Raw genomic sequence first — 24,296 nt, 5'->3', positions numbered from 1 at the left:
TAGTATAAGGAAAAATGGAATAGTGGTTCTGACAGGGGTCAATTAGCTTGCAAAGTTTTTGAATTCAACCCGTTTTATGCCAGATGACGTTGGGCGGCCAAACGCTTACTGGCGGTCAGGAAACCACCACCCCGGTAATAATCGATTCACTGAACGCTTCATGAAACGATCATCAATCAGCCAGATCACCCCTTGGTCTTCTGGCGTTCGGATAACCCGGCCTGCCGCCTGGGCCACCTTTTGTAGGCCGGGAATCAAGTAGGTGTAGTCATAGCCGTTGCCAAACCGCTGCTGAAGCCGCGCCTTCAGAATTTCATGCCAGGCGTCAAAGGGCGGCAGACCCAAAGTGGCGACAAACGCTCCGATGAGCTGATCACCAGGCAGATCAATGCCTTCACTGAACACCCCACCCAATACCGCGAAAGCCACACTGCCGTTGGGCTTCTGGAATCCGGCCAAGAATTCCCGACGCTGCTCCGGGCTCATGCCTGGTTGCTGACTGCGTTGCGGAATATCCCGGGCGTATTCTGCCAACGTCCTGCTGGCTTCGTTGGCGTATTTGAAGCTGCTGAAGAACGCCAGATAATGACCGGGACGCTGTCGGTACTGGCTGGCAATCACCTCCGCGATGGGTTGCAGCGACGCTTCCCGGTGTACCTGTCGGGTACTGATGCCGGGCGTGAAGTTCACCTGCAACTGGTCCGCACTGAACGGGCTCGGCAGGGAGGTAAACCGGCTATGTTCCGGCAGGCCCAGCAGATCCCGGTAATAAACGCCGGGACTCAGGGTCGCGGAGAACAACAGCACCGAGTTGGCCGCGGCAAAGCGGTCTCTGAGAAAATCCGCTGGAATAAGGTTCTGCAACGTTAAGCTGGCACGCCCCCGACCGCTGCGTTGGAATTCACACAGAGAGTGATCCCCGAAGCTGTCTGCCAGCTTCATAAACGCCACACTTTCAAACAGTACTTCCTGTAAGGGCAAGTCTGGTGGGTTATCGGCGAGGTAATCGGTGATAGTAGACACCATTGCCTGCAAGGCCCCCAATAACTGAGAGGGCAGGGTGGCCAAAAACACCGATTGGCTTTGCTCTCCGTAATCGCGGATTAGACTTTGCCAGGCCCGAGCGGTTCGCTCCAAGGCCGACTTCAGCGGTTTGGGCGCGGTTTTCTTTACCTTCAGCAAACGCTGCTGATCCAGCCGCACCGAGTACATACCACGGCCACGATCCACCAGATTATGGGCTTCGTCCACCAACACACCGGCCTTCCAGTTGTTTTGGCGAATCAACCCGTGGAGCAGAGCGGATTGGTCAAACATCCGGTTCACATCGCCAATCACCAGATCGCTCCATCGAGCCATTTCCTGAGCCAGGAAATAGGGGCAAATGTCATGACCTGCAGCGATTTGCTGCAAAACATCCTGAGTAAGTGGACTTCTGCTTTGAACGGCTTCAGCCCGAGCATCCGGCAAACGATCGAAAAAGCCTTGCGCCAACGGGCAGGAATCGCCATGACACGCTTTGTCCGGGTGCTCGCAGGCGTCGTCTTTAGACACCAACTCCAACGTGCGTAACGGCCATGGCTGCAACGGGTCCTGGGCTGAACGCAACTTATCCACAGCATCCAGCGCCAACTGTCGGGCGGTATTTCGGCAGGTGAGGTAGCACAGTCGGTCCTGATCCGCCGCGGGCATGGCCATTAAGGCCGGAAACAGGGTGCCCAGAGTTTTGCCCAGGCCGGTGGGCGCCTCCAGCAGCAAGGTTTCGCCTTTTACGGCATTTTTATACACCGTTTCGGCCAGCTGCCGCTGGCGCGGGCGAAAGTCCGGGAACGGGAAAATAAGGCCCGTCAGCAGGGCATTACGCTGTTCCCGATGATGCTCTTCCTGTTCAGCCCAGGCTTTATAAAGGGTGCATAGGGCTTCGAGTTCTTGCCACAGCTCGTCAGCACTGGCGGTTTCCAGCATCGAGGTCTCTTTGCTCTTGCCGATGTCGAAATAAACCAGCGCCAGCTCCAGCTTCTTGCGCTTTTCCTGGCGGCATAACAGCGCGCCATAGACCCGTAACTGGGCGCGGTGCAGCGCCCGTTGATGCGCACGAATCCGGGACACATCCCCCCGATGGGTTTTGATCTCCTCCAGTCGTCCGTTGTGCGGATTATAACCATCAGCCCTTCCGGATAGCTCTAACCCCAAGCACTCTCCGGTAAGTGAATACTCGCTTTTATAGCCGTAACCGCGGTTATCCTGAATTGCTTGGTGGCCCGCAATACCTTCTTCTGCGCTCGGGGCCGGGATGTACCGGAAGTCCAGATCACCGTGGCGAGCTGCAAACTCGCACAGGGTCCGAACGGCCACCTTCATGAGCTCACCTCGGCTTCTTGCCAGCGTACATAACACACACTGGCGGGTATGCCTTGCTGGTCAAAAAAGGCGAGCCAACGGCGTTGGTGATCCTGCAATCGGTCACCGGGCCCTTTCACTTCAATCATTTCATAACGGTGTTCGGGAGCTTTGGCGTCAGGGATAAAACGAATCAGGTCCGGGAAGCCGCTTCGGTGTTCTTTCACGTTGGTCAGCAAGCGCTGGAACAGTGCACTTAGCTGCTCAGCCGGAATACAATCCAGAGCTCGCTCCAGCAAAGCTTCGGTCACCACCGGCCAAACCACAAAGGGGTTAGCAATACCCTGCTTCGCTCGAAAGGTGCCTAGAATCTTTTCCCGATAGGTTCCCGTTTTCAACACCGCGAAGCATTGATCAAAATCCGCCTGTCGACGGGCGACAAAGTCTTCGCGGGTCAGGTCTACCGGGCCGGCATGGAATGGGTGGAAGAACGCGCCAGCGATGGGTTTGAAGATCACCGGCCAGCAAAGTAGGCCGAACAAAGCATTGATCAGCGTGTTTTCCACATAAAACACCGGCGCTTCGTCGGTACTGAGATGCGCCAAGGCCGCATGTTCGACAGAGCCGGTGTCCGGTTTCGGCAAGGTAACGGTGAGTTCCCGAATTAATGGTTTGGCCGGCTCTTGAGGTTTCGGTTCACCCATTTTCGGTGCCAGCCGTTTCAGAATTCGCTCCAGCCCCTGGGCTTCGGCATCGCTCAATTCACCGGTTTGCCACTGACCGGCGATGGCCCAGGCCTCTTCGAACCGCTTCAGGCGTTCCAGCAATCGCAACTGCTTGAGCCTGGCCTCACGATGCCCGCTGGCGGCCCACGCCTGCAATGCCAATTCCGGGTTGCTTTGCCGCTCAGCCTGTCGGCCCAGCTCCAAGAGCAGACGATTCCGGCGGCTGGTGAGCCAAGAGTTATCCACAGGATCGGGAATATCTGCCCAAACGTCGTCAGCCGGTTCGCCTTCGTCCAAGCGCTCCCGGCACTGGTGCATCTGCAGGTAACTGTCTACTTCCGCCCGGTGCTGAAAGGCCCGGGATTCGGGGGTGAAAGGCACGGTTTCAAATTGCTGTACGCCCAGTTCCACCAACACGAAATCGGTCCAGCTTTGGCGCAGGTTGCCAAAGAACATCAAGCGGATACGATCAAACAGATCCATGCCCTGAACTCGCACGACTTGCGGCGCCGGCTGCTCGAACCACTGGTCAACTGTATTAGGTTCAGGCTCTGTGTCGGCAAGCACTTCTCGTAATTGGGCTTTGGGCAGGCTTTTGGGCCAACCTTTGTCCGCCAGCCAGTCCGCATACTTCAGCCGCAGTTCCGCCAGCGTAAACAACCGGAACACATCATCCAGGCCGAGCAACGGGGCAGGCTCCAGCCATTGCTGCGCGATCAGCTCGGCCACAGCTTCGGTTTCCGGCTGTGGCAGTTCCGGGTAATTCAACTTATCCACTCGGAACAATTCACCGCTGCGCATAATCATTCGAGTCAACAGAGCCCGGGCTGCGATAGGCAGTTGGCGAAAGTTTATCAGCCACGCACGCTCGCCTTCGGTCAGCAAATCACCGTGGTGTTCAGCGACCCAATCCACCAAGGTATTCATGTTTTCTAAGTAGTACAGGGGATTTTCAAGGTCCGCTGTTTTTGGATACGACCGCACTTGTCGCATGAAAGGGCTATCCTGCCTGACGAAACAAACTCGGGTTTGGGGTAACCTGTCACCCAGACCCATTTTCCGGAATCAAGATAACACTGGTATGCCTGACACCAACAGTATTGAACCCGGCTTTCACGCCATTCACGCCAACCATCTGGAAGATCTACGCCGGGCGGTGGTGTACATATGCCGACAAAACTCGCTGCCGCCGCTGGAGAGCGAAACCTTCCTGGTTCAAAGTAACGGCATCGCCCAGTGGCTGAAGTTGGCACTGGCGGAGAAACGCACCGACGACGGTATGGAAGGCGGGCTGGGCATTGCTGCCGGTATGGATTTTTTGTTCCCGGCCCGTTTTATCTGGCAGGCCTACCGGGCGGTGTTACCAGCGGGCGAAGTACCTGAGCAGTCACCCTTCGATAAAAGCCGATTGGTCTGGCGATTGTACCGGCTGTTACCGGAACTGGTCGGGCAGGACGATGCCTTCACACCGCTCGCTCGCTTTCTGGAAGGCAGCGATACCGACCTGCGTAATTTTCAACTGGCGGAGAAAGTCGCCGACCTGTTCGACCAGTATCAGGTCTTCCGCGCCGACTGGCTGGCCGCCTGGGAGCAGGGCAGGGATGTTCTCATCACGCCCCGGGGCGAAGAAAAATCGCTGACACCGGAAACCCTGTGGCAACCATTGTTGTGGCGCAAACTGGTTGAAGATGTGGGCGAAGCCGCCGGTACCAGCCGGTCACATATCCACACCCGTTTTATGGAACAGGGCCAGCGCATCACCACGCCGGCCGACCCCGGCCGGTTACCCAAACGGATTGTGGTGTTTGGCGTGTCTTCGTTACCCCGACAAGCGCTGGAAGCCTTATACGTGCTCAGCCGCTTCAGCCAGGTGGTGCTGTGTGTGCATAACCCCAGTCAGTTTTACTGGGCGGATATTATCAGCGACCGGGAACTGCTCCGCGCCAACCGCAAGCGCGGTCTGGCCCATCCGGTGCTGTCGCAGATTGATGACAAGGACCAGCTGCACCAACACGCCAACCCGCTACTGGCGGCTTGGGGCAAGCAAGGCCGGGATTACATCCGTCTGCTGGACGAATTCGACAACCCGGAAGAATACCGCAGCAGTTTCCAGACCCCGGACCAGAAGATCGACATCTTCTCGGAGCACGGCAGCGGCGAGACTCCCCGCCTGTTGAACCAGCTGCAGAATGACATCTACAGCCTGACCCCGCTGCAGGAAATCCGCGAGCAAGCGCGAGAGCTGGACCTGACCCGGGATTATTCCATCGCCTTCCACGAAGCCCACGGCCCTCAGCGTGAAGTGGAAATACTGCACGACCAATTGCTGGCCGCGTTCAATGCCGATCCGGACCTCCGGCCCCGGGATGTCATCGTGATGGTGCCCGACATAAACGTTTACGCACCGCATATTCAGGCGGTGTTCGGCCGTTACCAGCCCGGTCGTAAACGTCACATTCCGTTCACTATTTCCGACCAAGGACAGCGCCACCACGAACCGGTGCTGATTGCCCTGGAAACGCTGATGTCGTTGCCCCGCAGCCGCTTCGGCGTGAGCGAGATCATCAGCCTGTTGGAAGTTCCCGGCATCCGTGATCGCTTCGGCATCACCGAAGACGACATCCCACTGGCTCGGCGCTGGGTGGAAGGTGCCAACATCCGCTGGGGCCTACACGGCCAACACCGGGAAAGTCTGGATTTACCGGCAGAACTGGACCGCAACACCTGGCAATCCGGCTTAAGGTCGATGCTGCTGGGCTACGGCATGGGCGACGATGATCCATGGGCGGGCGTGGAACCCTATGGCGAGATCGGCGGTTTGCAAGCGGATCTCGCCGGCCGGCTGAGCGACTTTGTGCATCAACTGGAAACCTTGTGGCAGGCGCTGCAAACCCAGCGCACGCCCGAACAGTGGGAGACCCTGTTCTCGGGCATGCTGGGACAGTTTTTCCACAAGGTCGAAGGCAGTGACCTGTTGCTGCTTAACCGCTTCCGCAGACATCTGGAGCAATGGCTGGAAAATACGCTGGCCGCCGGGCTGAACGAGCAACCACTGCCGCTCAACATCGTCAAAGACGTGCTACTGTCCGGTTTGGACGAAGGCGGCCTGAACCAGCGTTTCCTGGCCGGCAAGGTCAACTTCGCCACGCTGATGCCGATGCGGGCGATACCCTTCCGCAAGGTGTGCCTGCTGGGCATGAACGACGGCGATTACCCTCGCTCCCGACCGCCAGTGGATTTCGATTTGATGGCGCAGGATTATCGACCCGGGGATCGCTCCCGCCGTGAGGACGATCGCTACCTGTTTCTCGAAGCCTTATTGTCGGCCCGTGAGCAGCTGTACATCAGCTGGGTAGGGCGCAGTATCAAGGACGACTCAGAGCGGCCACCCTCGGTGTTGGTGGCCCAGCTTCAGGACCATCTCGACAGTCTGTGGAGCGTATCCGGCCAGCCGGATCAGAAGGTGACGAACGCGCTGACCACTCAACACCCGTTACAGCCGTTCAGCCGCGATTATTTCCCGAAATCCAGTCGGTCAGAAAACAGCCCGGAAGAAGCCGCCAAGCCACTGGCTGAGATACTGCAAAGCCGAAGTCTGTTCACCTACGAGCGGGAATGGCGCAGCGCCCATGGCGTAACGGCCGGAGAACACACGAACACTCCGTTGCCCTACCAAACACCGGAAGAGCCCATCAGCCTGAACGATCTGGCCGGCTTCCTGAAAAAGCCGGTCGAAACCTTCTACCAACGCCGCCTACAAGTGCGCTTTGAAGAGGTGGAAGACGACGATACCGACAACGAAAACTTCGACCTGAACGGGCTGGACCGCTGGCAGCTGGATAACGAGCTGATTCAGCAAAGCCTGATCAAAGCGGGTACCGAAGAGGAACTGCACGAGCGTTTGGAAACCACCCTGGACCGCATGGCCCGGCGAGGGGATCTGGGTATGGGTGTCACCGAACACCGGCTGCGCAGCGAACTGTCCCGGCGCTTGCCGAACCTGTTCGAGCGCTACCAAAGCGCATTGGCGGAATGGCCCGAAGCCATGGCGGAGCCCTTGGCCTTCAACTACGCGTTTAACAACACCACCGGAACAGTAGAAGTAGCCGACCTGATTGACGGCTTGCGCCGAAATGCTGACGGCGACCTGTGCCGCTTGGTGGTGGCCAGTTCCGGTTTGCTGACCGGCTCCGGCTACAGTAAAAAAGTACGCTACGCCAACCTGATGCGAGACTGGCTGATTCATCTGGCCGGGCAGCTCAGTGGCCAACCATTTACCACTCTGATCCTGGGCAAAGAGGAAGACCGTAAATTCACCTTCGCCCCCATGGCCATCGCCTCAGCCAAACAACACTTCAACACCGTGCTGAAACGCTGGATGGAGGCCACCACTCGGGCCTTACCCATTCATTGCGACGCCGGCTTTGCCTGGGTCACCAGTTTCTATGGTGGCAAGAAACACATAGGCGATCATGAACGCGCCATTGATGAAGTAGAAAAGGCCTACAACACCGCTCTGGAGCGGGACACCGGCTACCTGCGCGGCGCTTTCGATACGCCGGAATCCCTCATGGCCAGCGGGGAATTTGAAGCGCTCCTGCACGACTTATATGTTCCCCTGTGGGAAGCCGAGCAGGGCAAATCAGCGGCTGAACAGATTGAGACGATGGCATGATTGAACACACGAGCAACCGAAACCCCAATCTCGACCCGTTGGCACTGCCCCTGAACGGCAGCGCGCTGATTGAAGCCAGCGCGGGTACCGGCAAAACCTTCACCATTGCCATTTTATACGTGCGTTTGGTGCTGGGCCACGGCCAGACAGAGCAAAGCCCTTTGCAAGACCTGCTACCACCGAACCTGCTGGTAGTAACCTTTACCGAAGCCGCCACCAAAGAACTTCGAGACCGTATCCGCACCCGGCTGACCCAAGCCGCCGAGGTGTTTTCCGAGCACGCGGCCAACCTTGAGCCATCCGCGGAAACAGCACTTATCCACAAGCTGCGGGATGACAGTTACCCGGACCCGGCCAGCTGGCCGGACTGCCGCAAAAAACTGCTGCTCGCTGCGGAATGGATGGACGAAGCAGCAGTATCCACCATCCACGGCTTCTGCAACCGCATGTTAAGCGAGCACGCCTTCGACAGCGGTAGCCTGTTCAAGCTCACCCTGGAAACCGACCAGAGCGAGCTGCTGGATGAAGTCGCCCGGGATTACTGGCGCACCTTTGTTTACCCGCTGCCACCGGCGCTGATGGATGAAGCCCTGAGTCACTGGAAAACCCCAACAGATCTGCGTGCCGCCGTCCGTAACCTGATCGGCGATCCGAAAAGCCTGGGCACGCCCCCCTCGGATGTGCACAGCGCTATCGAACAGGCCGTCACCGACAGAGAAAACCAATCCAGCGCACTGAAACGCTACGACTGGGCCAAGTGGCAAGGTGAAGTCACCGACCTGCTCAATGATCTCAGCAAGAGCAAACGGCTTCATGGCAACAGCAAGAAAACTATGCTGAAAGCCTGGGATGCCCTGGTGGCCTGGGCCAACTCCGACGACTTGTTGCCGGAAAAACTGGATTCCTCCGCGGGCTTCAAAAACCAGACTCCTGAAGGGCTGGATAACATCCTGAAAGGCGACGACCCGGCCCCGCATCATCCGGCGTTCGACGCCATCGACGAACTGATGGCATTTGGCCAGAACCAGCCCAGCGCGAAATCCGACATCCTGCGCCACGCCAGCCACTGGATCGCGCAGCGGCTGGAAGAGGAAAAACAAAAGCGCTCGGAAATAGGCTTCGACGACCTGCTGACCCGGCTCGATGATGCGCTACACGGCCCAAGAGGCGATCAGTTAGCCGCCACCATTCGTCGCCAGTTTCCGGTGGCGCTGATTGACGAATTCCAGGACACCGACCCGGTTCAGTACCGGATTTTCGACCGCATCTACCGGGTTGAAGAGAACCATCCGGATACCTGCCTGCTGATGATTGGTGACCCGAAACAGGCCATCTACGGTTTCCGGGGTGCAGATATCTACACCTATCTACAGGCTCGCCAAGGGGTGCAAGACCGCACTTACACCTTGGGAACAAACTTCCGCTCCGCACATACGATGGTTTCTGCTGTTAACCGGGTGTTCGAATACAGCGACCAACACAGCCGCGACGGGGCCTTCCTGTTTGGGCAAGGTGATACTTCGCCGCTGCCGTTCCAGGGTGTCGCCGCCAACGGCACCAAACGGGTATGGTCAGTCAACGGAAAACCGCAACCGAGCCTGCTGTTCTGGACTCAGGAATCCGACGAGGACAATAGAGACGGCAGCCCAAAAGCCATCACAAAGGGTGCCGCCACCGCCGACATAGCCGAGACCTGTGCCAGTGAAATTGCCCGCCTGCTGACGCTGGGGCAGGGCGAAAAAGCCGGTTTTGTATTGCAAGACGACCCGAGCGATCTGGAACCCGTCAGCCCGCAAGACATTGCCGTGCTGGTCAACAACCGCAATGAAGCCAGTGCCGTGCGCGATGCCCTGGGCCGCCGGCGCATTAAAAGCGTGTACCTGTCAGACCGGGGATCAGTGCTGGCCTCGCCGGAAGCCAAAGAAGTGCTGTCCTGGCTGCGAGCCTTTGCCGAACCCCGGCAACTGGCTTACATCCGGGCTGCGCTGGCAACCCCGACACTGGGCCAGTCCTGGCAAGCGATGAACCAACTGCTCAGCGATGAACTGGCGCTGGAACGGGAAATCGAACGGTTTATCGATTATCAACAGCAATGGCACAGCCAAGGCGTGCTGCCCTTGCTGCGCAGCTTCCTGATGGATTTTGACGTGCCCGGGCGTTTGCTGCAACGGCCCGATGGTGAGCGCCGATTGACCGATATTCTGCACATAGCCGAATTGCTGCAACAAGACAGTCTGCAGTTGGACGGTGAACATGCTCTGGTGCACCACTTCACTCAGATTTTGCGCGCTGCCGATGAAGAAGACGAGCACCGAACCCTGCGCCTGGAAAGCGATGCCGCCTTGGTGAAAGTCATTACTGTGCATAAGTCCAAGGGCCTGGAATACCCGCTGGTGTTCCTGCCCTTTGGCACCGCCTACCGTGCCCAGAGTGAAAAACAGTCTTTTGTCAGCTATCACAACAGCAACAAGCTGGTGACCGTGTTCGACCCGAGTGCCGACGACGTCGCCAAAGCCGACCAGGAACGCCTGGGTGAAGACATTCGTAAAATCTACGTGGCGCTAACCCGGGCCAGGTTCGCTACCTGGGTGGGCGCCGCCGCCCTGGATAACTGGCAGCAAAGCGGGTTGGGATATCTGATTTCCGGCAGCGGTGCCGACAGTCTCAGCCAGAGCCTGAACACACTGGCCGAGGACAGGCCGGAAATCATCGTGATGCCATTACCGGAACCGGACAACACGCTCTACACCGAACAGACTCCGGAAGCGCTCGGCCCGGCACTTGTGTCCGGCCGGGAGGCCAAAGAAGACTGGTGGATAGCCAGTTATTCGTCGATCGAATACACCGGCATGGCCGGCACGGGCATTGTTTTCACCGGTGAAATTGAAGACGCCGAAACTCAGAACCTGTTGGAAGAAAGCGCCCACCTGGACGATGAGGCTACCTCATCCGAGGCGGCCGTCCGCAACCATCACCACTTCCCGAAAGGCGCCGGCCCCGGAACCTTCCTGCACGAACTGCTGGAGTGGTGTACCCATCATGGTTTCCAGTGGGTTGTGGATAACCCAGATCAACTGCAGGAACAACTGACCCGACGCTGCAGCACCCGTGGCTGGAGCGATTGGGTGGAACCTTTGCAACACTGGGTATTGGCACTGATTACCCGACCTATACCCCTGCAACGCTCAGGCGACGAACAGGTGACCCTGGCCCAGTTGACCAGCTTGCGCCCGGAGCTTGAGTTCTGGTTCGAAAGCCGCAACGTCAATGTGCGTAAACTCGATCAGTTGGTGAAATCGCACACGCTCAACGGCGCCGACCGGCCTCAAGCCCAGGCAAACACGTTCAATGGCATGATCAAGGGCTTTATTGATTTGGTGTTCGAACACAACGGGCAGTATTACGTGCTGGACTACAAATCCAATGCCTTGGGTGAAGAAGACAGTGCCTACACCGATCAGGCCATGGGGGAAGCAATTCTGGACAAACGCTACGACCTGCAATACGTGCTCTACCTCTTGGCGCTGCACCGCTTGTTAAAAGACCGAATACAGGGCTACGACTATGATCAACATATCGGCGGTGCCGTGTATCTGTTCCTGCGCGGCGTGAACTCGGCCAGCGGCGGAGCCTTCACCGACAAACCACCGAAAACACTGATCGAGCAACTGGACGCTTTGTTTGACGGCGACTCAGCCTCAGGGGAGGTGGCCGCATGAACCGTACCCGGAACCATGACCAGCAAATGACAATGGACTTGGGTGATGAAACCCAAGCCGAGCCGGCGAAATCGCCTGTGGATAACTCTCGTCTATTAGACAATGTGGATAACATTGATGCCCTGTTAGAACACTGGCAGCACGCGGAATGGATCCGACCACTGGACTTGGGCTTTGCCCGCTTGCTTCGGGATTTGTCCGACGAGCAGGGTAGTACCCCCCTGCATCCCCTTGTATTCCTCTTGGCTGCACTGATTTCCCACCAAGTGGGCCGGGGCCATGTGTGCATTGATTTGGCCACTCTTCTGGCCGATGCCGATTCCACCTTGTCGCTGCCGCCGGAGGAACCTTCGTCTGGGGCACCGCCTGTTGTGGATAAATTGAATCCGGGCGTGACGCTGGATCTACACCACTTGAAACCGGCGGATCTACTGGCCCGAATCACTTTGTCGGGCTGCGTATCCGCCTTATCGGAATCCTTTGCGGTCAGCGACGGCAGCCGAATATCGCCGCTGATTCTGACCGATGGCCGGCTTTATCTGCGTCGCCTGTGGCGTTACGAGCAACGTATTTCCGAGGGCATTTTGCAACGATTGGCGTTGCCATCAGCCGTGGCGGAACCCGATTCCCCCGCGGCGCGCACCCTGTCGCAGGCACTGAACACGCTGTTTAAACCAAACGAAGACACCGATTATCAGAAACTGGCGTGTGCCTTGGCAGCTCGCAACCGATTTTCGGTGATCACCGGGGGCCCGGGCACCGGGAAAACCACCACCGTGGTGAAGCTGCTCGCGGCACTGCAGGCAATCGCAGGTGAATCTCCAGAGCGGGCCGGGCGCAAATACCGCATTCGGCTTGCGGCACCGACTGGTAAAGCCGCCGCACGCCTGAACGAATCCATTGCCGGCGCGGTGAACAAATTACCCTTGCCGGAACTGCCCGGCGGCTTACAGCAGGATGATATCCCCACCAAAGTGACAACCTTACACCGCCTGTTGGGCAGCCGGCCGGACTCCCGAAAATTCCGCCACCACCAAGACAACCCGTTGATGGTGGATATTCTGGTGATCGATGAAGCGTCCATGGTGGATGTTGATCTCATGGCCTCGGTGTTCGATGCCCTACCAGCTCAGGCGCAACTGATTCTGTTAGGCGACAAAGACCAGCTAGCCTCGGTGGACGCCGGTGCTGTGCTGGGCGAGTTGTGCCAGCGCGCCTATGCAGGCCATTACACGCCCGAAACGTCGGCCTGGCTGGCGGCCATGACAGGTACACCATTGCCGGAGGCCTTGATCGACGCCAAGGGGCTCGCCTTGGACCAGGCCGTGGCGATGCTGCGCAAGAGTTACCGTTTCGAGGAGGGCAGCGGCATTCGCGCGTTATCCGAGGCAGTCAACAACAGTGCTGTGGATAACTCGATGCGCCAGAACATGTGGAGAGCCGGCTTCGATGACGTGATCTGGCTCAACGGCGACACGCCAAAGCCCGATCTTGACACCACACTGCAGAAAATTTGCCAGCACGCGGTTACCGGTACACCGGAAGCGTTTCGCAATGCCGGGCAGGGCAGGGTTGTGAATAACAAAGAACTGGCGGCTCCGGTCGGCTATCACCACTATTTGACGATGATGAATGGCCACAGGCTGACCGCCGACAGTCCCCGCGAGGATTGGGATGCGTTGGCATTGCAGGTGCTGACTGCCTTCAACGACTTTCAGATTCTGTGTGCCTTGCGCCGGGGCCCTTGGGGTGTGGATGGTTTGAATGAACGGGTAGAAGAGCATTTGCGGACCCAACATCTGATCAAGGAACAACACCCTTGGTACCACGGCCGACCGGTGTTAATTACCGGCAACGACTATAACCTCGGCCTGATGAACGGTGACATTGGCATTACCTTCAGAGTGACGTGGGATCGAGATGCCAACGGCATGCCCATAGAAAGTCGGTTAGTGGCATTCCCGAGCGGCGATGGTACGCAAGGCATCCGCTGGATTGCTCCAAGCCGTTTGCAGCAGTTGGAAACGGTGTACGCCATGACTGTGCATAAGTCTCAGGGTTCGGAGTTTATCCACACCTGTCTGGTGTTGCCGGACCGGCTCAGCCCGGTCATGACCAAAGAACTGGTGTATACCGGGATCACCCGAGCCCGGCATTGGTTCAGTCTGATCACCGGCGATGCTCAGGTGCTCAGCGAAGCGGTTAATCAGCGGGTGGTTCGCGCTTCAGGGTTGGCGCTTCGGCTTGTGGATAACGAGTCTACGGAGCGCCAGTAAACGGGAGGCCCCGCCGAAACACGCTCCTTCGGCACTTCCCTGTGGCGCTTGAGCTCCGCCATCCGTGGCTCCGCACAGTTTTGGCGGGGCCTCCCGCTCACTGGCTAGATTGGGCGTTGTCGTCACTTCTGTGTTGCTGTTCCCATAAGTTAGCGTAGTAGCCACCCTGCACTAACAACTCGTTATGGCTGCCGCTCTCGACAATTTGGCCGCTATCCATGACCAGAATGGTGTTGGCGTCCCGCACCGTTGAAAGCCGATGAGCAATCACCAAGGTTGTGCGTTGCTGGCTGACTTCTTTCAACGCGCTGAGGATGGCCTGCTCAGACAGCGAATCCAGTGACGACGTGGCCTCATCCAGAATCAGTATGGGTGGGTTTTTCAGAATGACCCGGGCAATGGCCACCCGTTGTTTTTCCCCACCGGATAGCTTCAGACCCCGTTCGCCCACCTTGGTGTTATAGCCTTCTGGCAAGCTGTGGATAAAGTTATCCAAATGGGCCATGCGCGCAGCCCGGTGCACTTCTTCTTCAGTAGCATCGGGTCGGCCATAGGCCAAGTTCCGGTACAGAGTATCGTTGAACAACACAGTGTCCTGCGGCACCACACCAATGGCGGACCGTAGGCTATCCTGCGTTACCTTGCGGATATCCTGACCATCGATGCTGATGCGGCCTTTATCCACATCGTAAAAGCGAAATAATAAACGGGCGAGGGTAGACTTCCCTGCGCCGCTGGCCCCCACCACAGCCACAGTATGGCCGGCCGGAATGGAGAAATTCACATCCTGAAGGATAGGGCGGTCTGGCCGGTAGGCAAAGTGAATCTGCTCAAACCGCACTTCCGAGTTATCCACAATCAAATTCGTGGCATCCGGTGCATCCTGAATCGCCGGTTTATCCCCAAGCAGTTTGAATAAGCGCTCAACATTAACCAGCGCCTGGCGAATTTCCCGATACACGAATCCCAGAGCGTTCAGAGGGATGAATAGCTGCAACAGATAGGCGTTCACCATGGTGAAATCGCCCAAGGTAATCTCGCCGCTGGCCACCTCCCGCACCGCCATGGTCATGATGACAATCAGCGCGACACCGATGATCAGGGCCTGTCCGATGTTCAAAGCCGCCAGAGACAGGCGGTTCTTGAGCCGCGCCTGCTCCCAGTTATCCAGATCTTCATCGTAAAGCTCGGCTTCGTAACCTTCGTTGTTGAAGTATTTGACCGTCTCATAGTTCAGCAGGCTGTCGATGGCCCGTGAGTTGGACTCGTTGTCCCGGGCGTTTGCTTCGCGCACAAAGCGGGTACGCCATTCGGTAATCTTGATGGAATACACAACATACACCACCACCGCCACCATAATGGCCAGCACGTAACTGACGTTAAACACCACCAAAAGAATGCCTGCCACCATCAGGATTTCCAGCAAGGTGGGGACAATGTTGAACAGGGTAAAGCGGAGCAAGAAACTGATGCCGTTGGTGCCACGCTCAATATCCCGCGCCAGCCCGCCGGTTTTACGGTCGAGATGGAACCCCAGCTCACGCTGGTGAAGATGCTCGAACACCCGCAGCGATACTCGCCGCATGGCTCGTTCAGCCACTCGAGCGAACACAGCGTCGCGTAATTCGCTGAACAGTGTGCTTCCAAAGCGTAGGCCTCCATAGGCCAAGACCAAGAGCGACGGGATCCAGAGCAGCATGTCTGCGGTTTGTGTCTGATCCAAATAATCCACAATGTATTTCAACGCCACCGGCGTGGCGACGGTGGCCAGTTTGGCCAACACCAACAAGCACAGTGCTAGCGCAACCCGGCCCCGATATTCGGCCAGATAAGGCCAAAGCCCGGCGATGAGCTTCCAGTCGGGCTTGTGGTCGGCTGGGTAATCGTTATCGGCGTAAGCGCGCACAGGGCATCCTTAGTTCAAAGCGAAACCGGTTATCGGGCTGTGGATAAAGTTATTCAGTAATTGCTGGAGTGTACTGCAGAACGCAAGTGTGTGCCTGCCACCTCGATGGTCGGTTTGTGTACTAGCCGCGAACTTCCTACACTGAAGTTAGACATTCATCTCTCTGAAGCAGGGGAATACACACGTGAGTAATCAAGAACTGCAAGCACTCAAAGAACGTTACGTGGCCGCTGGGGCAGCGAGCCCCAATGAACAGTTTGCCGATCATGCGCTAAATGCCGAATTATGGGACGCCGATGGCAAGCGAATGATTGATTTCGCCGGGGGCATTGGCGTTCTCAACATAGGGCATCGCCATCCGAAAGTGGTGGAGGCCGTCAAAGCACAGCTCGATAAACTTATGCACACCTGCCAGACCGTTATGCCCTACGAGGGCTATGTGAAGTTGGCTCAGAAACTAAGCGAGGTCACGCCGGTTCGCGGCCACGCTAAAGTTATGCTGGCCAACTCCGGGGCTGAGGCACTCGAGAATGCGGTAAAGATTGCTCGAGCCGCTACGGGCAAACACAACGTCATTTGTTTTGATGGCGGGTATCACGGCCGCACCTTCTTCACCATGGCGATGAACGGCAAAGCCGCTCCCTACCAAACCTCATTCGGCCCCATGCCCGGCCTGGTTTACCGGGCGCCGTATCCTGTTCCCTACCACGGTGTGTCCGAGGAAGAGGCTCTGCGCGGCCTGATGATGACGGTGAAGACCGATTCACCGGCTGACGATACCGCTGCCATTGTTCTGGAACCGGTGTTGGGGGAGGGCGGTTTCTACGCCGCTCCGACAAGTTTTTTGAAAGCTCTGCGGCAGTACTGCGATGACAACGACATTTTGTTGATTGTCGATGAAGTTCAAAGCGGTTTTGGCCGCACCGGCAAGCTGTTTGCGATCGAACACAGTGGCATTGAGCCGGACATCATGACCATGGCCAAATCCATGGCCGACGGCATGCCAATTTCAGCCGTGGTTGGCACCGATAAAGTGATGGATGCCTCCGGGCCCAACTCATTGGGCGGTACCTACACCGGCAGCCCCACTGCATGTGCGGCGGCGCTGGCGGTATTCGATGTCATCAAGGAGGAAGACATTCTGGGTAAAAGCCGGCGCTTGGGCGAAACCTTAAGAAAACGGTTCGATCAATGGCAAACCCAATTTGCCCACGTTGATAACGTTCGCAACCTTGGGCCCATGGCCGCTTTCGAGCTGGTGGAAAGCAAAGATTCACGCAAGCCGCTGCCAGAGCTTGCCGCATCGATTACCAAGAAGGCCAAAGAGAAAGGTCTAATCCTTCTTAGCTGCGGTATGTTTGGCAACACCTTACGTTTTCTGATGCCCGTCACCATCGAGGACGACGTGCTGGAAGAAGGCCTTAACATCGTCGAAGAATGTCTTAAAGATACCGGCGCCTGACCCCGTCGAGTCATCCCACCAGGCCGGGCCATTGCCCGGCCTTTCGCGCTCTAATTTCCAAACTGTGCGACTCAAAAGGGCGGTTACCCTAGCCTTTCAATTCGTCGTATACTGCCAATGCCCGTTGCGGCTAACGATACGCTTTACCCATTTTTTGATCTATTTATCAGGCGGTAACCATGACCTCCCAGAATTCCCCGACCATTCCTGAGCATCAACCACGCCCGTGGATTGATCTTCTGGTCAGTATTGTCATTCCTTCAGTGATTCTTATGAAGCTCAGTGGCGATGAACACCTGGGTAGCGTCAACGCACTGATCATCGGTTTGGCGTTTCCTCTTAGCTGGGGCTTGTTTGAACTGATTCGCTACCGCAAAAAGAACTTTATCGCGCTTTTGGGGCTGATCAGTGTCGCTTTAACCGGTGGTATTGGGCTGCTGGAACTGGATGCTGGCTGGCTGGCCATCAAGGAAGCAGCGGTTCCTGCGGTGATTGGTTTGGCGGTATTGATCTCCACCCGAACCAAGTACCCGTTGGTCAGAACACTGTTGTATAACCCGAATGTTCTGGATGTGGATAAGATTCACCAATCTCTGGAAGAGCGGGACAGTGTGGCTGAGTTCGAGAACCGCTTGCTAAAAGCCAGCTATTTTTTCGCCGGCACGTTTCTGTTCTCATCCATCATGAACTACGTTCTGGCCAAATGGATTGTGGTGAGCCCGGCCGGGACACAAGCCTTCAACGAAGAGCTGGGGCGCATGACGCTCGTCAGCTACCCGATGATAGCCATCCCGTCCATGGTGATGATGATGCTGATTTTCTGGTACCTGTGGCGCACCATTCGCCGCCTCACCGGGCACACTTTAGAAGAGGTTATGTCTCCGCACCTGATTGAAAAAGAGAAAGAAAAAGAGCGAAAGAGGGCACAGTCCTCCAAGTAACGCCGTTCCGTTTTCTCATGCAACAAAAAAACGCTGGCTCCTCTCGGAGACCAGCGTTTTTTTATACCGGATGTTCTGGGAAATCAGATATCCAGGTTCGTCACTTCCAGTGCATTGGTCTGGATGAAGTCACGGCGAGGCTCAACATCATCCCCCATCAAAGTAGTAAAGATCTGGTCTGCCGCAAAGGCATCTTCGATGGTGACCTTCATCATCCGGCGGCTTTCAGGATCCATCGTGGTTTCCCAAAGCTGTTCCGGGTTCATCTCGCCCAATCCCTTATAGCGCTGAATGTTGAGGCCACGCTGGGCTTCCTTCATCAACCACGCCAAAGCACCCGCGAAAGACAGAACTGGTTGCTTGCGCTCACCACGCTGGATGTAGGCGCCGTCTTCAATCAAGCCTTCGAGGGTTTCGCCAAGATCGGCGATTGCCTTGTACGACGTAGATTCAAAGAAATCGTGACCGAACACGTGCTCGTAAGGGATGCCGTGCATAAACACAGTGACCTTCGGCAAAAACAGGTTACGCTCTTCATCCCGGGTAACCGAGAAGGTGTACTTGGTACCGGTACGCGTATCTAGCTCCAAACCTTCACCCAAACGACCAACCCAAGCTGCCACCGCGGCTTCGTCTTTCAGTTGTTCAAAGGCCAGGGTGTCGTTATACACCATCTGGTTCAGGACCTTGGCCGGGTAGGCTCGGGACAAACGGTCGATCATGTTCATCACGGCCTGGTAATCCTTGATCATGGTTTCCAAAGCGGAATCCTTAATCGCAGGTGCATCCGGGTTTACGAATAACTGAGCGCCGTCTAGAGCTGTCTGGGTAAGGTAAGTCACCTTAGCCTTCTCATCCTTCAGGTACTGCTCCTGCTTACCGCGCTTGACCTTGTACAGCGGCGGCATAGCGATAAACACGTGGCCACGCTCGATGATTTCACGCATCTGACGGAACAGGAAGGTGAGCAGCAAGGTGCGGATGTGAGATCCATCCACGTCGGCGTCCGTCATGATAATGATGGAGTGGTAACGCAGCTTATCGGGATTAAACTCTTCCCGGCCAATACCACAACCCAGTGCCGTAATCAGCGTACCAACCTCGGCAGAGGACAACATCTTATCGAAGCGCGCCTTTTCGACGTTCAGGATTTTACCTTTCAGAGGCAGGATAGCTTGCGTCTTTCGATCACGACCCTGCTTGGCACTGCCACCCGCAGAATCACCCTCCACTATGAACAGTTCGGAAAGAGCCGGATCTTTCTCCTGACAATCGGCCAACTTACCGGGCAAACCGGCAATGTCCAAAGCGCCTTTGCGGCGAGTCATGTCACGAGCCTTACGGGCAGCTTCACGAGCACGAGCCGCATCAATCATCTTGTTGACGATCAGCTTGGCTTCGTTCGGGTGCTCTTGTAAATGGTCGGCAAAGCTTTGGTACAACTCCTGCTCAACAGCTGTTTTTACTTCCGATGAAACGAGCTTGTCTTTAGTCTGAGACGAGAACTTGGGATCAGGCACCTTAACACTGACAATCGCTGTCAGACCTTCACGGGCGTCGTCGCCGGAGGTAGCAACCTTTGCCTTTTTGCCCAAACCTTCGTGCTCGATGTAGTTGTTCAAAGAACGGGTGAGGGCAGCCCGGAAGCCTGCGAGATGGGTACCACCATCGCGCTGAGGAATGTTGTTGGTGAAGCAGTAAAGATTCTCTTGGAACGCATCGTTCCACTGCATTGCCACTTCTACCGCAATTCCGTCTTCACGTTCCCGGTTGAAGTGAAACACTTGGTTGATCGGTGTCTTGTTGGTATTCAGATGCTCAACGAACGCGCGAAGGCCACCTTCGTACTCGAACACTTCTTCTCGGCCTGAACGCTCATCGGTCAACCGAATGCGTACACCGCTGTTCAGGAAAGCCAGTTCGCGCAGGCGTTTGGCCAATATATCGTAGTGGAACTTAATCTGGGTGAAGGTTTCCGGTGACGGAATAAAGTGAACCTTGGTGCCAGAGGCATCAGTTTCACCGACTTCCCCTAAAGGTGCGTTAGGCACGCCGTGTGTATAAACCTGCTCATACACAATTCCGTTACGGCGAATCGTCAGGGTCAGCTTGGAGGAGAGGGCGTTAACCACTGATACACCCACACCGTGAAGACCGCCCGATACCTTATAGGAGTTGTCATCGAACTTACCGCCTGCGTGCAGAACGGTCATGATAACCTCCGCGGCAGAAACACCTTCTTCTGCATGAATATCCACAGGGATACCGCGACCGTTATCCTGAACGGTGATGGACTCATCCGGATGAATCAATACACCGATTTCAGAACAGTGACCTGCCAAAGCCTCATCGATGGAGTTATCCACCAATTCAAAGACCATGTGGTGCAGGCCGGTGCCATCATCGGTATCACCGATGTACATGCCCGGGCGTTTACGCACCGCATCCAGCCCTTTAAGGACTTTGATACTGGAGGAATTGTAATTCGACTCACTCATTAACGAGACTCCTGAAGGTGATACCCGGTAATAGATTCAGCAGTACATAAAGGATCTACTGAAATCTTACCCAGTTTATTCTTCCGTCAATTTTCCATGTTCCACGTGGAACATTCTGTAATCTGGTGTTTGTCCATCCGTCCACAACACGTCTGGTTCCGGGTGTTCGATGGACGTAATAAACACCTGGCAACGTAAATCCTGGAGTTTCCGAGCTAACATAATCCGATGACGGATATCGAGCTCAGCATTAATATCATCCAGTAAAAAAGTGACCTGTTTACCCAAATCACTCAAAACCTTGCCTTGGGCAATCTTCATAAGAATAACCAAGGTCTTTTGCTGTCCACGGGAGAAGGTTTCTGCCACAGGACGCCCGCCCAATTTCAGACGAATATCAGCACGGTTTGGGCCATAAAGCGTATGCCCCATCCGCCGTTCTTGTTCTCTGTGATTCTTCAGCACATCGACCAAAGAATGGTTTCGATCCCAGCCGGGATAAAACTCAAGTTTCAGGCCATCGGTCCAACCAGCGTCCAATTCTTCAAGCACTTCATTGAAGGCACTTTTGAACTTGTGGAAAACCGCGACTCTAGTGTCGCTGAGAGATTCAGCAAGCACGGAAAACTGATTATCCCATACCCTCATCAACGACTCATCGATTCTACCATTTCTGAGCGTTTGATTCCGCTGTGATGTCACTCTCTGGCATTGTTGCCATAAAGATGAAAACGAAGGTTCCACGTGGAACACTAACCAATCCAGAAACTGTCGTCGCTTACCCGGGCCACCGGCTACGATATCGAACACTCCGGGGTCGATCACCGAAACGGGCAATCGTTTCGCCAATGACGACAGGCTACGAACCGATTCACCGTTTACCCGCAAAGACGTTTCTTTAGCAGCAATATCTCGGGAAATCCCCACACGGTGTTCGCCCAACTCATTACCGCCGTCGCCATCGGCCTGCTCATCAAGACCTGCATCCAGAGCTCCAAAAACGGTGAGTTTGCTCTGACCATGAGCAACCACGGCCTGATGCCGAGATATGCGAAATGAACGGCCCAGCCCTAAATACCCAATGGCTTCAAGCACGCTGGATTTACCGCTACCGTTGGCACCGTAAAGAAGATTAAACGAAGGGGAGAACCGAACCGGTTCAGGCTCCAGGTTTCTAAACCATTGAGTCTGGAGTTTGACGAGCGCCATAAAGGAGGGAATCTCAATATCAGATGGAAATCAAGGAGCCTTAAAACACAAAAGGCAATGCTGATCACCAGCATTGCCCTAGTGTACAAGAAGCTATGCTTCTACGCTCGTTAATGCAGCATAGTCAGCCGGTCATCCATGAACACATCCATTTCCGGCGCCATAATGTGAACATAGCGATCAAAATACAGGAACTGCTTGAGTAGCAGTGCAAATTCCCGAGGGAAGTGCAGGCCATGACTTTCGCCCACTTTCACCATGTCCATCAGTATATGGTTTACGTCGTCTTCCGCCTGATCCATTTGGTAGGCGCTTTCATCGGGCACCATTCTATCCATCTGCTTGTACAATCGCTGAAGGTCAGCGGCCAAATTCTGCGCTTGTACTTCCCTGTGGGTAATGCCAATCCGTATCATGGCATCGGCCATGCCCTGGAAATTACCCACCATAATCGCAGAAATGAAATCACTCACCGCTTGCCAGGTGTCGGGTTTGATTCGACCAACAATACCGAAATCAATAAAACCCACCCGACCATCTTTCAACACCATCAGATTTCCCGCGTGTACGTCAGCGTGGAAAAATTCACACTGCGTCAAACTCGAGAACCAAGTGTTCATTGCGGTGATCAAGGTGCGTTCCGGATCTTTCGCATAACCACGAATGCTCTCAAGATCCGTTAACGGAACACCGTAAAAACGTTCCATTGTGAGAATGCGACGACTGCTGCAGTGTTCGTACACTTGGGGAACGGTCGCGTCTTCGTTGCCGGTGCTTTCCAAGAATTCCCGGAACACCTTCAGGTTATCGGCTTCCTTGATGAAGTCGCATTCTTCCATCATGGTTTTCTGGATTTCATCCACGATCCCAGACAGAGAAGTCCAGGATAACTTGGGCGCCAAAGTCTCAAGAATACGCGCGGAAAGATAAAGAAAGTTCAGATCAGTCAGCAGTATGTTTTCCACACCCGGCTTCTGAACCTTAATTACCACGTCTTCACCGGTCACCAGTTTGGCCGAGTGCACTTGGGCGATAGACGCCGACGCCAAGGCCACCGGGTCAATCTCTGAAAAAACGTCGTTAATCGGACGTCCAAGCTCGTCCCGGATGATCTTTTTAATCACACTGAACGGTAGATTCGGAGTGCTGTCGAGGCAGAACTGAAACTCCTCAACATACTCTTTCGGGAAGAAAGTTGGTGAACTGGCAATGAACTGTCCGAGCTTAATATAGGTCGAACCCAGATTCTCGAAGGTTTGACGCAACAGCTTTGGAGTAGGGGGGCGATCGCCTCGCACCCAATTCACGCCGGTACGGCCGAGTACGCTCAGGGTTTGACCAATCCTGAACGCACCTTTGATTCCATTCACTACAGGTCCCATCAACTCCTCCCGCTATAATTACAAACGCATCGGCATGACAACGTACATACAGCCATTATCATTTTCAGCTTCAATCAATGCGCTGCTGTTCGGGTTGGATAAAGTTACCTTCACCTGTGCGTCGCTGAGCGCATTCATCACATCGATCAGGTAGCCTACATTAAAACCGATCTGAAGGGATTCGCCCTGATAGTCCACAGGCAGTGCATCTTCGGCCTGTTCCTGATCTGGGTTGTTCGCGAAAACTTCGAGCTGACCAGGTTTAAGATTCAAACGCACGCCACGGATGTTCTCGTGCGAAAGGATGCCTGCACGCTGTAGAGTGTTTTTCAGCGTGGCACGGTCAGCCATAACTACTTTGTCGCCGCCGCGCGGGATAACCCGGTTATAGTCCGGGAATTTACCTTCAATCAGTTTGGAGGTGAACGTGTAAGAACCCACCGTCGCGCGCAGATGGTTGTCTCCGATCACCAAGGTAACCGGAGACTCACTGTCATCCAGCAAGCGAGCCAGTTCCAATATACCTTTACGGGGCACAATCACCTGCCGTGGCTCGGGGCACCCAGTGTCCATATCAAAGTGCGCCAGTGCCAACCGGTGACCGTCGGTCGCGACAGTCCGTACGTGGCCCGCATCCACTTCCAACAGTAGGCCATTCAAGTAATAACGCACGTCTTGCTGCGCCATCGCGAACGCCGTTGCATCCAACATACGGCCCAATTCTTTTTGAGGGAGTTCCAAACGGAAGCTTTCGGGCTCGTCTTCAACGTTGGGAAAATGTTCGGCCGGTAAGGTAGATAAGGTGAAATGCGAATTTCCGGCGCGTACGTGCAGCCGGTCGCCTTCTTGGGCCAAATCAATCGGCGCTTCGTCACCCAAAGCACGACAAATATCGGACAATTTCCGCGCTGGAACCGTAATTCTGCCTGGCTGGTCCACGTGTACCGGCGTAACCCGGCCTACCAGTTCGACTTCCATGTTGGTACCAGTCAGAGTCAACGTGTTGTCTTCGGCTTCCAACAACACGTTCGACAGAACCGGCATGGTTTGTTTCTTTTCCACAACGCCAGCGATGCTTTGCAGCGGAGTAAGCAGGGATTCACGGCTGATTGTCAGTTTCATGGCACTCGGCTTCAGTTATCGGAAGTGAATGTTATTAACTT

Annotated in this window: 12 protein-coding genes; 5 read left to right on the top strand and 7 right to left on the bottom strand. The window is 55.6% G+C overall.

Translation table 11 applies throughout. The features are described 5' to 3' along the window. Positions 1-105: 105 nt before the first annotated feature. The gene (locus K5L82_RS14425; RefSeq protein ID WP_223134620.1) at positions 106-2,361 is read right to left on the bottom strand and encodes an ATP-dependent DNA helicase; all 2,256 of its coding nucleotides are present in this window, start codon (positions 2,359-2,361) and stop codon (positions 106-108) included. Then, on the bottom strand, positions 2,358-4,058 hold the full coding sequence (locus K5L82_RS14420) for a VRR-NUC domain-containing protein (RefSeq protein ID WP_223134619.1): 1,701 nt from the start codon (positions 4,056-4,058) through the stop codon (positions 2,358-2,360). Before K5L82_RS14420 ends, K5L82_RS14425 begins: the two co-directional genes overlap by 4 nt. A gap of 88 nt (positions 4,059-4,146) precedes the next feature. Between K5L82_RS14420 and recC the strand changes: the two genes are divergently transcribed. The 3 genes from recC to recD are packed head-to-tail and all read left to right on the top strand — an operon-like array spanning position 4,147 to position 13,735. Further along, entirely contained in the window at positions 4,147-7,740 is a 3,594-nt protein-coding gene (gene recC, locus K5L82_RS14415; RefSeq protein WP_223134618.1) for an exodeoxyribonuclease V subunit gamma, read from the top strand. Continuing rightward, complete coding sequence (recB, locus tag K5L82_RS14410) at positions 7,737-11,459, top strand: exodeoxyribonuclease V subunit beta (RefSeq protein WP_223134617.1); 3,723 nt, start codon at positions 7,737-7,739, stop codon at positions 11,457-11,459. The genes recC and recB overlap by 4 nt, the downstream gene beginning before the upstream one ends. Then, complete coding sequence (gene recD / locus K5L82_RS14405; RefSeq protein WP_223134616.1) at positions 11,456-13,735, top strand: exodeoxyribonuclease V subunit alpha; 2,280 nt, start codon at positions 11,456-11,458, stop codon at positions 13,733-13,735. The genes recB and recD overlap by 4 nt, the downstream gene beginning before the upstream one ends. Before the next feature lie 97 nt (positions 13,736-13,832). On the opposite strand, the gene K5L82_RS14400 is transcribed toward recD, so the two are convergent. Beyond that, a complete protein-coding gene (locus tag K5L82_RS14400) occupies positions 13,833-15,641 on the bottom strand; it encodes an ABCB family ABC transporter ATP-binding protein/permease (RefSeq protein WP_223134615.1) in 1,809 nt (602 codons plus the stop codon). A gap of 184 nt (positions 15,642-15,825) precedes the next feature. On the opposite strand from K5L82_RS14400, the gene gabT reads away from it, so the two are divergent. Both gabT and K5L82_RS14390 read left to right on the top strand, forming a co-directional pair. Beyond that, the gene (gene gabT / locus K5L82_RS14395) at positions 15,826-17,103 is read left to right on the top strand and encodes a 4-aminobutyrate--2-oxoglutarate transaminase (protein ID WP_223134614.1); all 1,278 of its coding nucleotides are present in this window, start codon (positions 15,826-15,828) and stop codon (positions 17,101-17,103) included. 179 nt (positions 17,104-17,282) lie between these two features. Continuing rightward, a complete protein-coding gene (locus K5L82_RS14390) occupies positions 17,283-18,044 on the top strand; it encodes a VC0807 family protein (RefSeq protein ID WP_133006951.1) in 762 nt (253 codons plus the stop codon). An 83-nt stretch (positions 18,045-18,127) separates the two neighbouring features. Here the strand turns inward: K5L82_RS14390 and gyrB are convergent, their stop codons facing one another. The 4 genes from gyrB to dnaN all read right to left on the bottom strand — a co-directional run bounded on the left by gyrB (position 18,128) and on the right by dnaN (position 24,255). Next, on the bottom strand, positions 18,128-20,542 hold the full coding sequence (gene gyrB / locus K5L82_RS14385) for a DNA topoisomerase (ATP-hydrolyzing) subunit B (RefSeq protein WP_223134613.1): 2,415 nt from the start codon (positions 20,540-20,542) through the stop codon (positions 18,128-18,130). 75 nt (positions 20,543-20,617) lie between these two features. Beyond that, complete coding sequence (recF, locus tag K5L82_RS14380; protein WP_223134612.1) at positions 20,618-21,751, bottom strand: DNA replication/repair protein RecF; 1,134 nt, start codon at positions 21,749-21,751, stop codon at positions 20,618-20,620. Between the two features lie 110 nt (positions 21,752-21,861). Next, entirely contained in the window at positions 21,862-23,133 is a 1,272-nt protein-coding gene (locus tag K5L82_RS14375; protein ID WP_223134611.1) for an ABC1 kinase family protein, read from the bottom strand. Positions 23,134-23,151: 18 nt separating this feature from the next. Continuing rightward, a complete protein-coding gene (gene dnaN / locus K5L82_RS14370) occupies positions 23,152-24,255 on the bottom strand; it encodes a DNA polymerase III subunit beta (protein WP_223134610.1) in 1,104 nt (367 codons plus the stop codon). Between the last annotated feature and the right edge of the window lie 41 nt (positions 24,256-24,296).

It is taken from the genome of Marinobacter sp. AL4B (assembly GCF_019916045.1).
Taxonomy (GTDB): Bacteria; Pseudomonadota; Gammaproteobacteria; order Pseudomonadales; family Oleiphilaceae; genus Marinobacter.
Note: the sequence above shows the minus strand (reverse complement) of the source record. Positions and strands in the feature narration are given on the sequence as shown.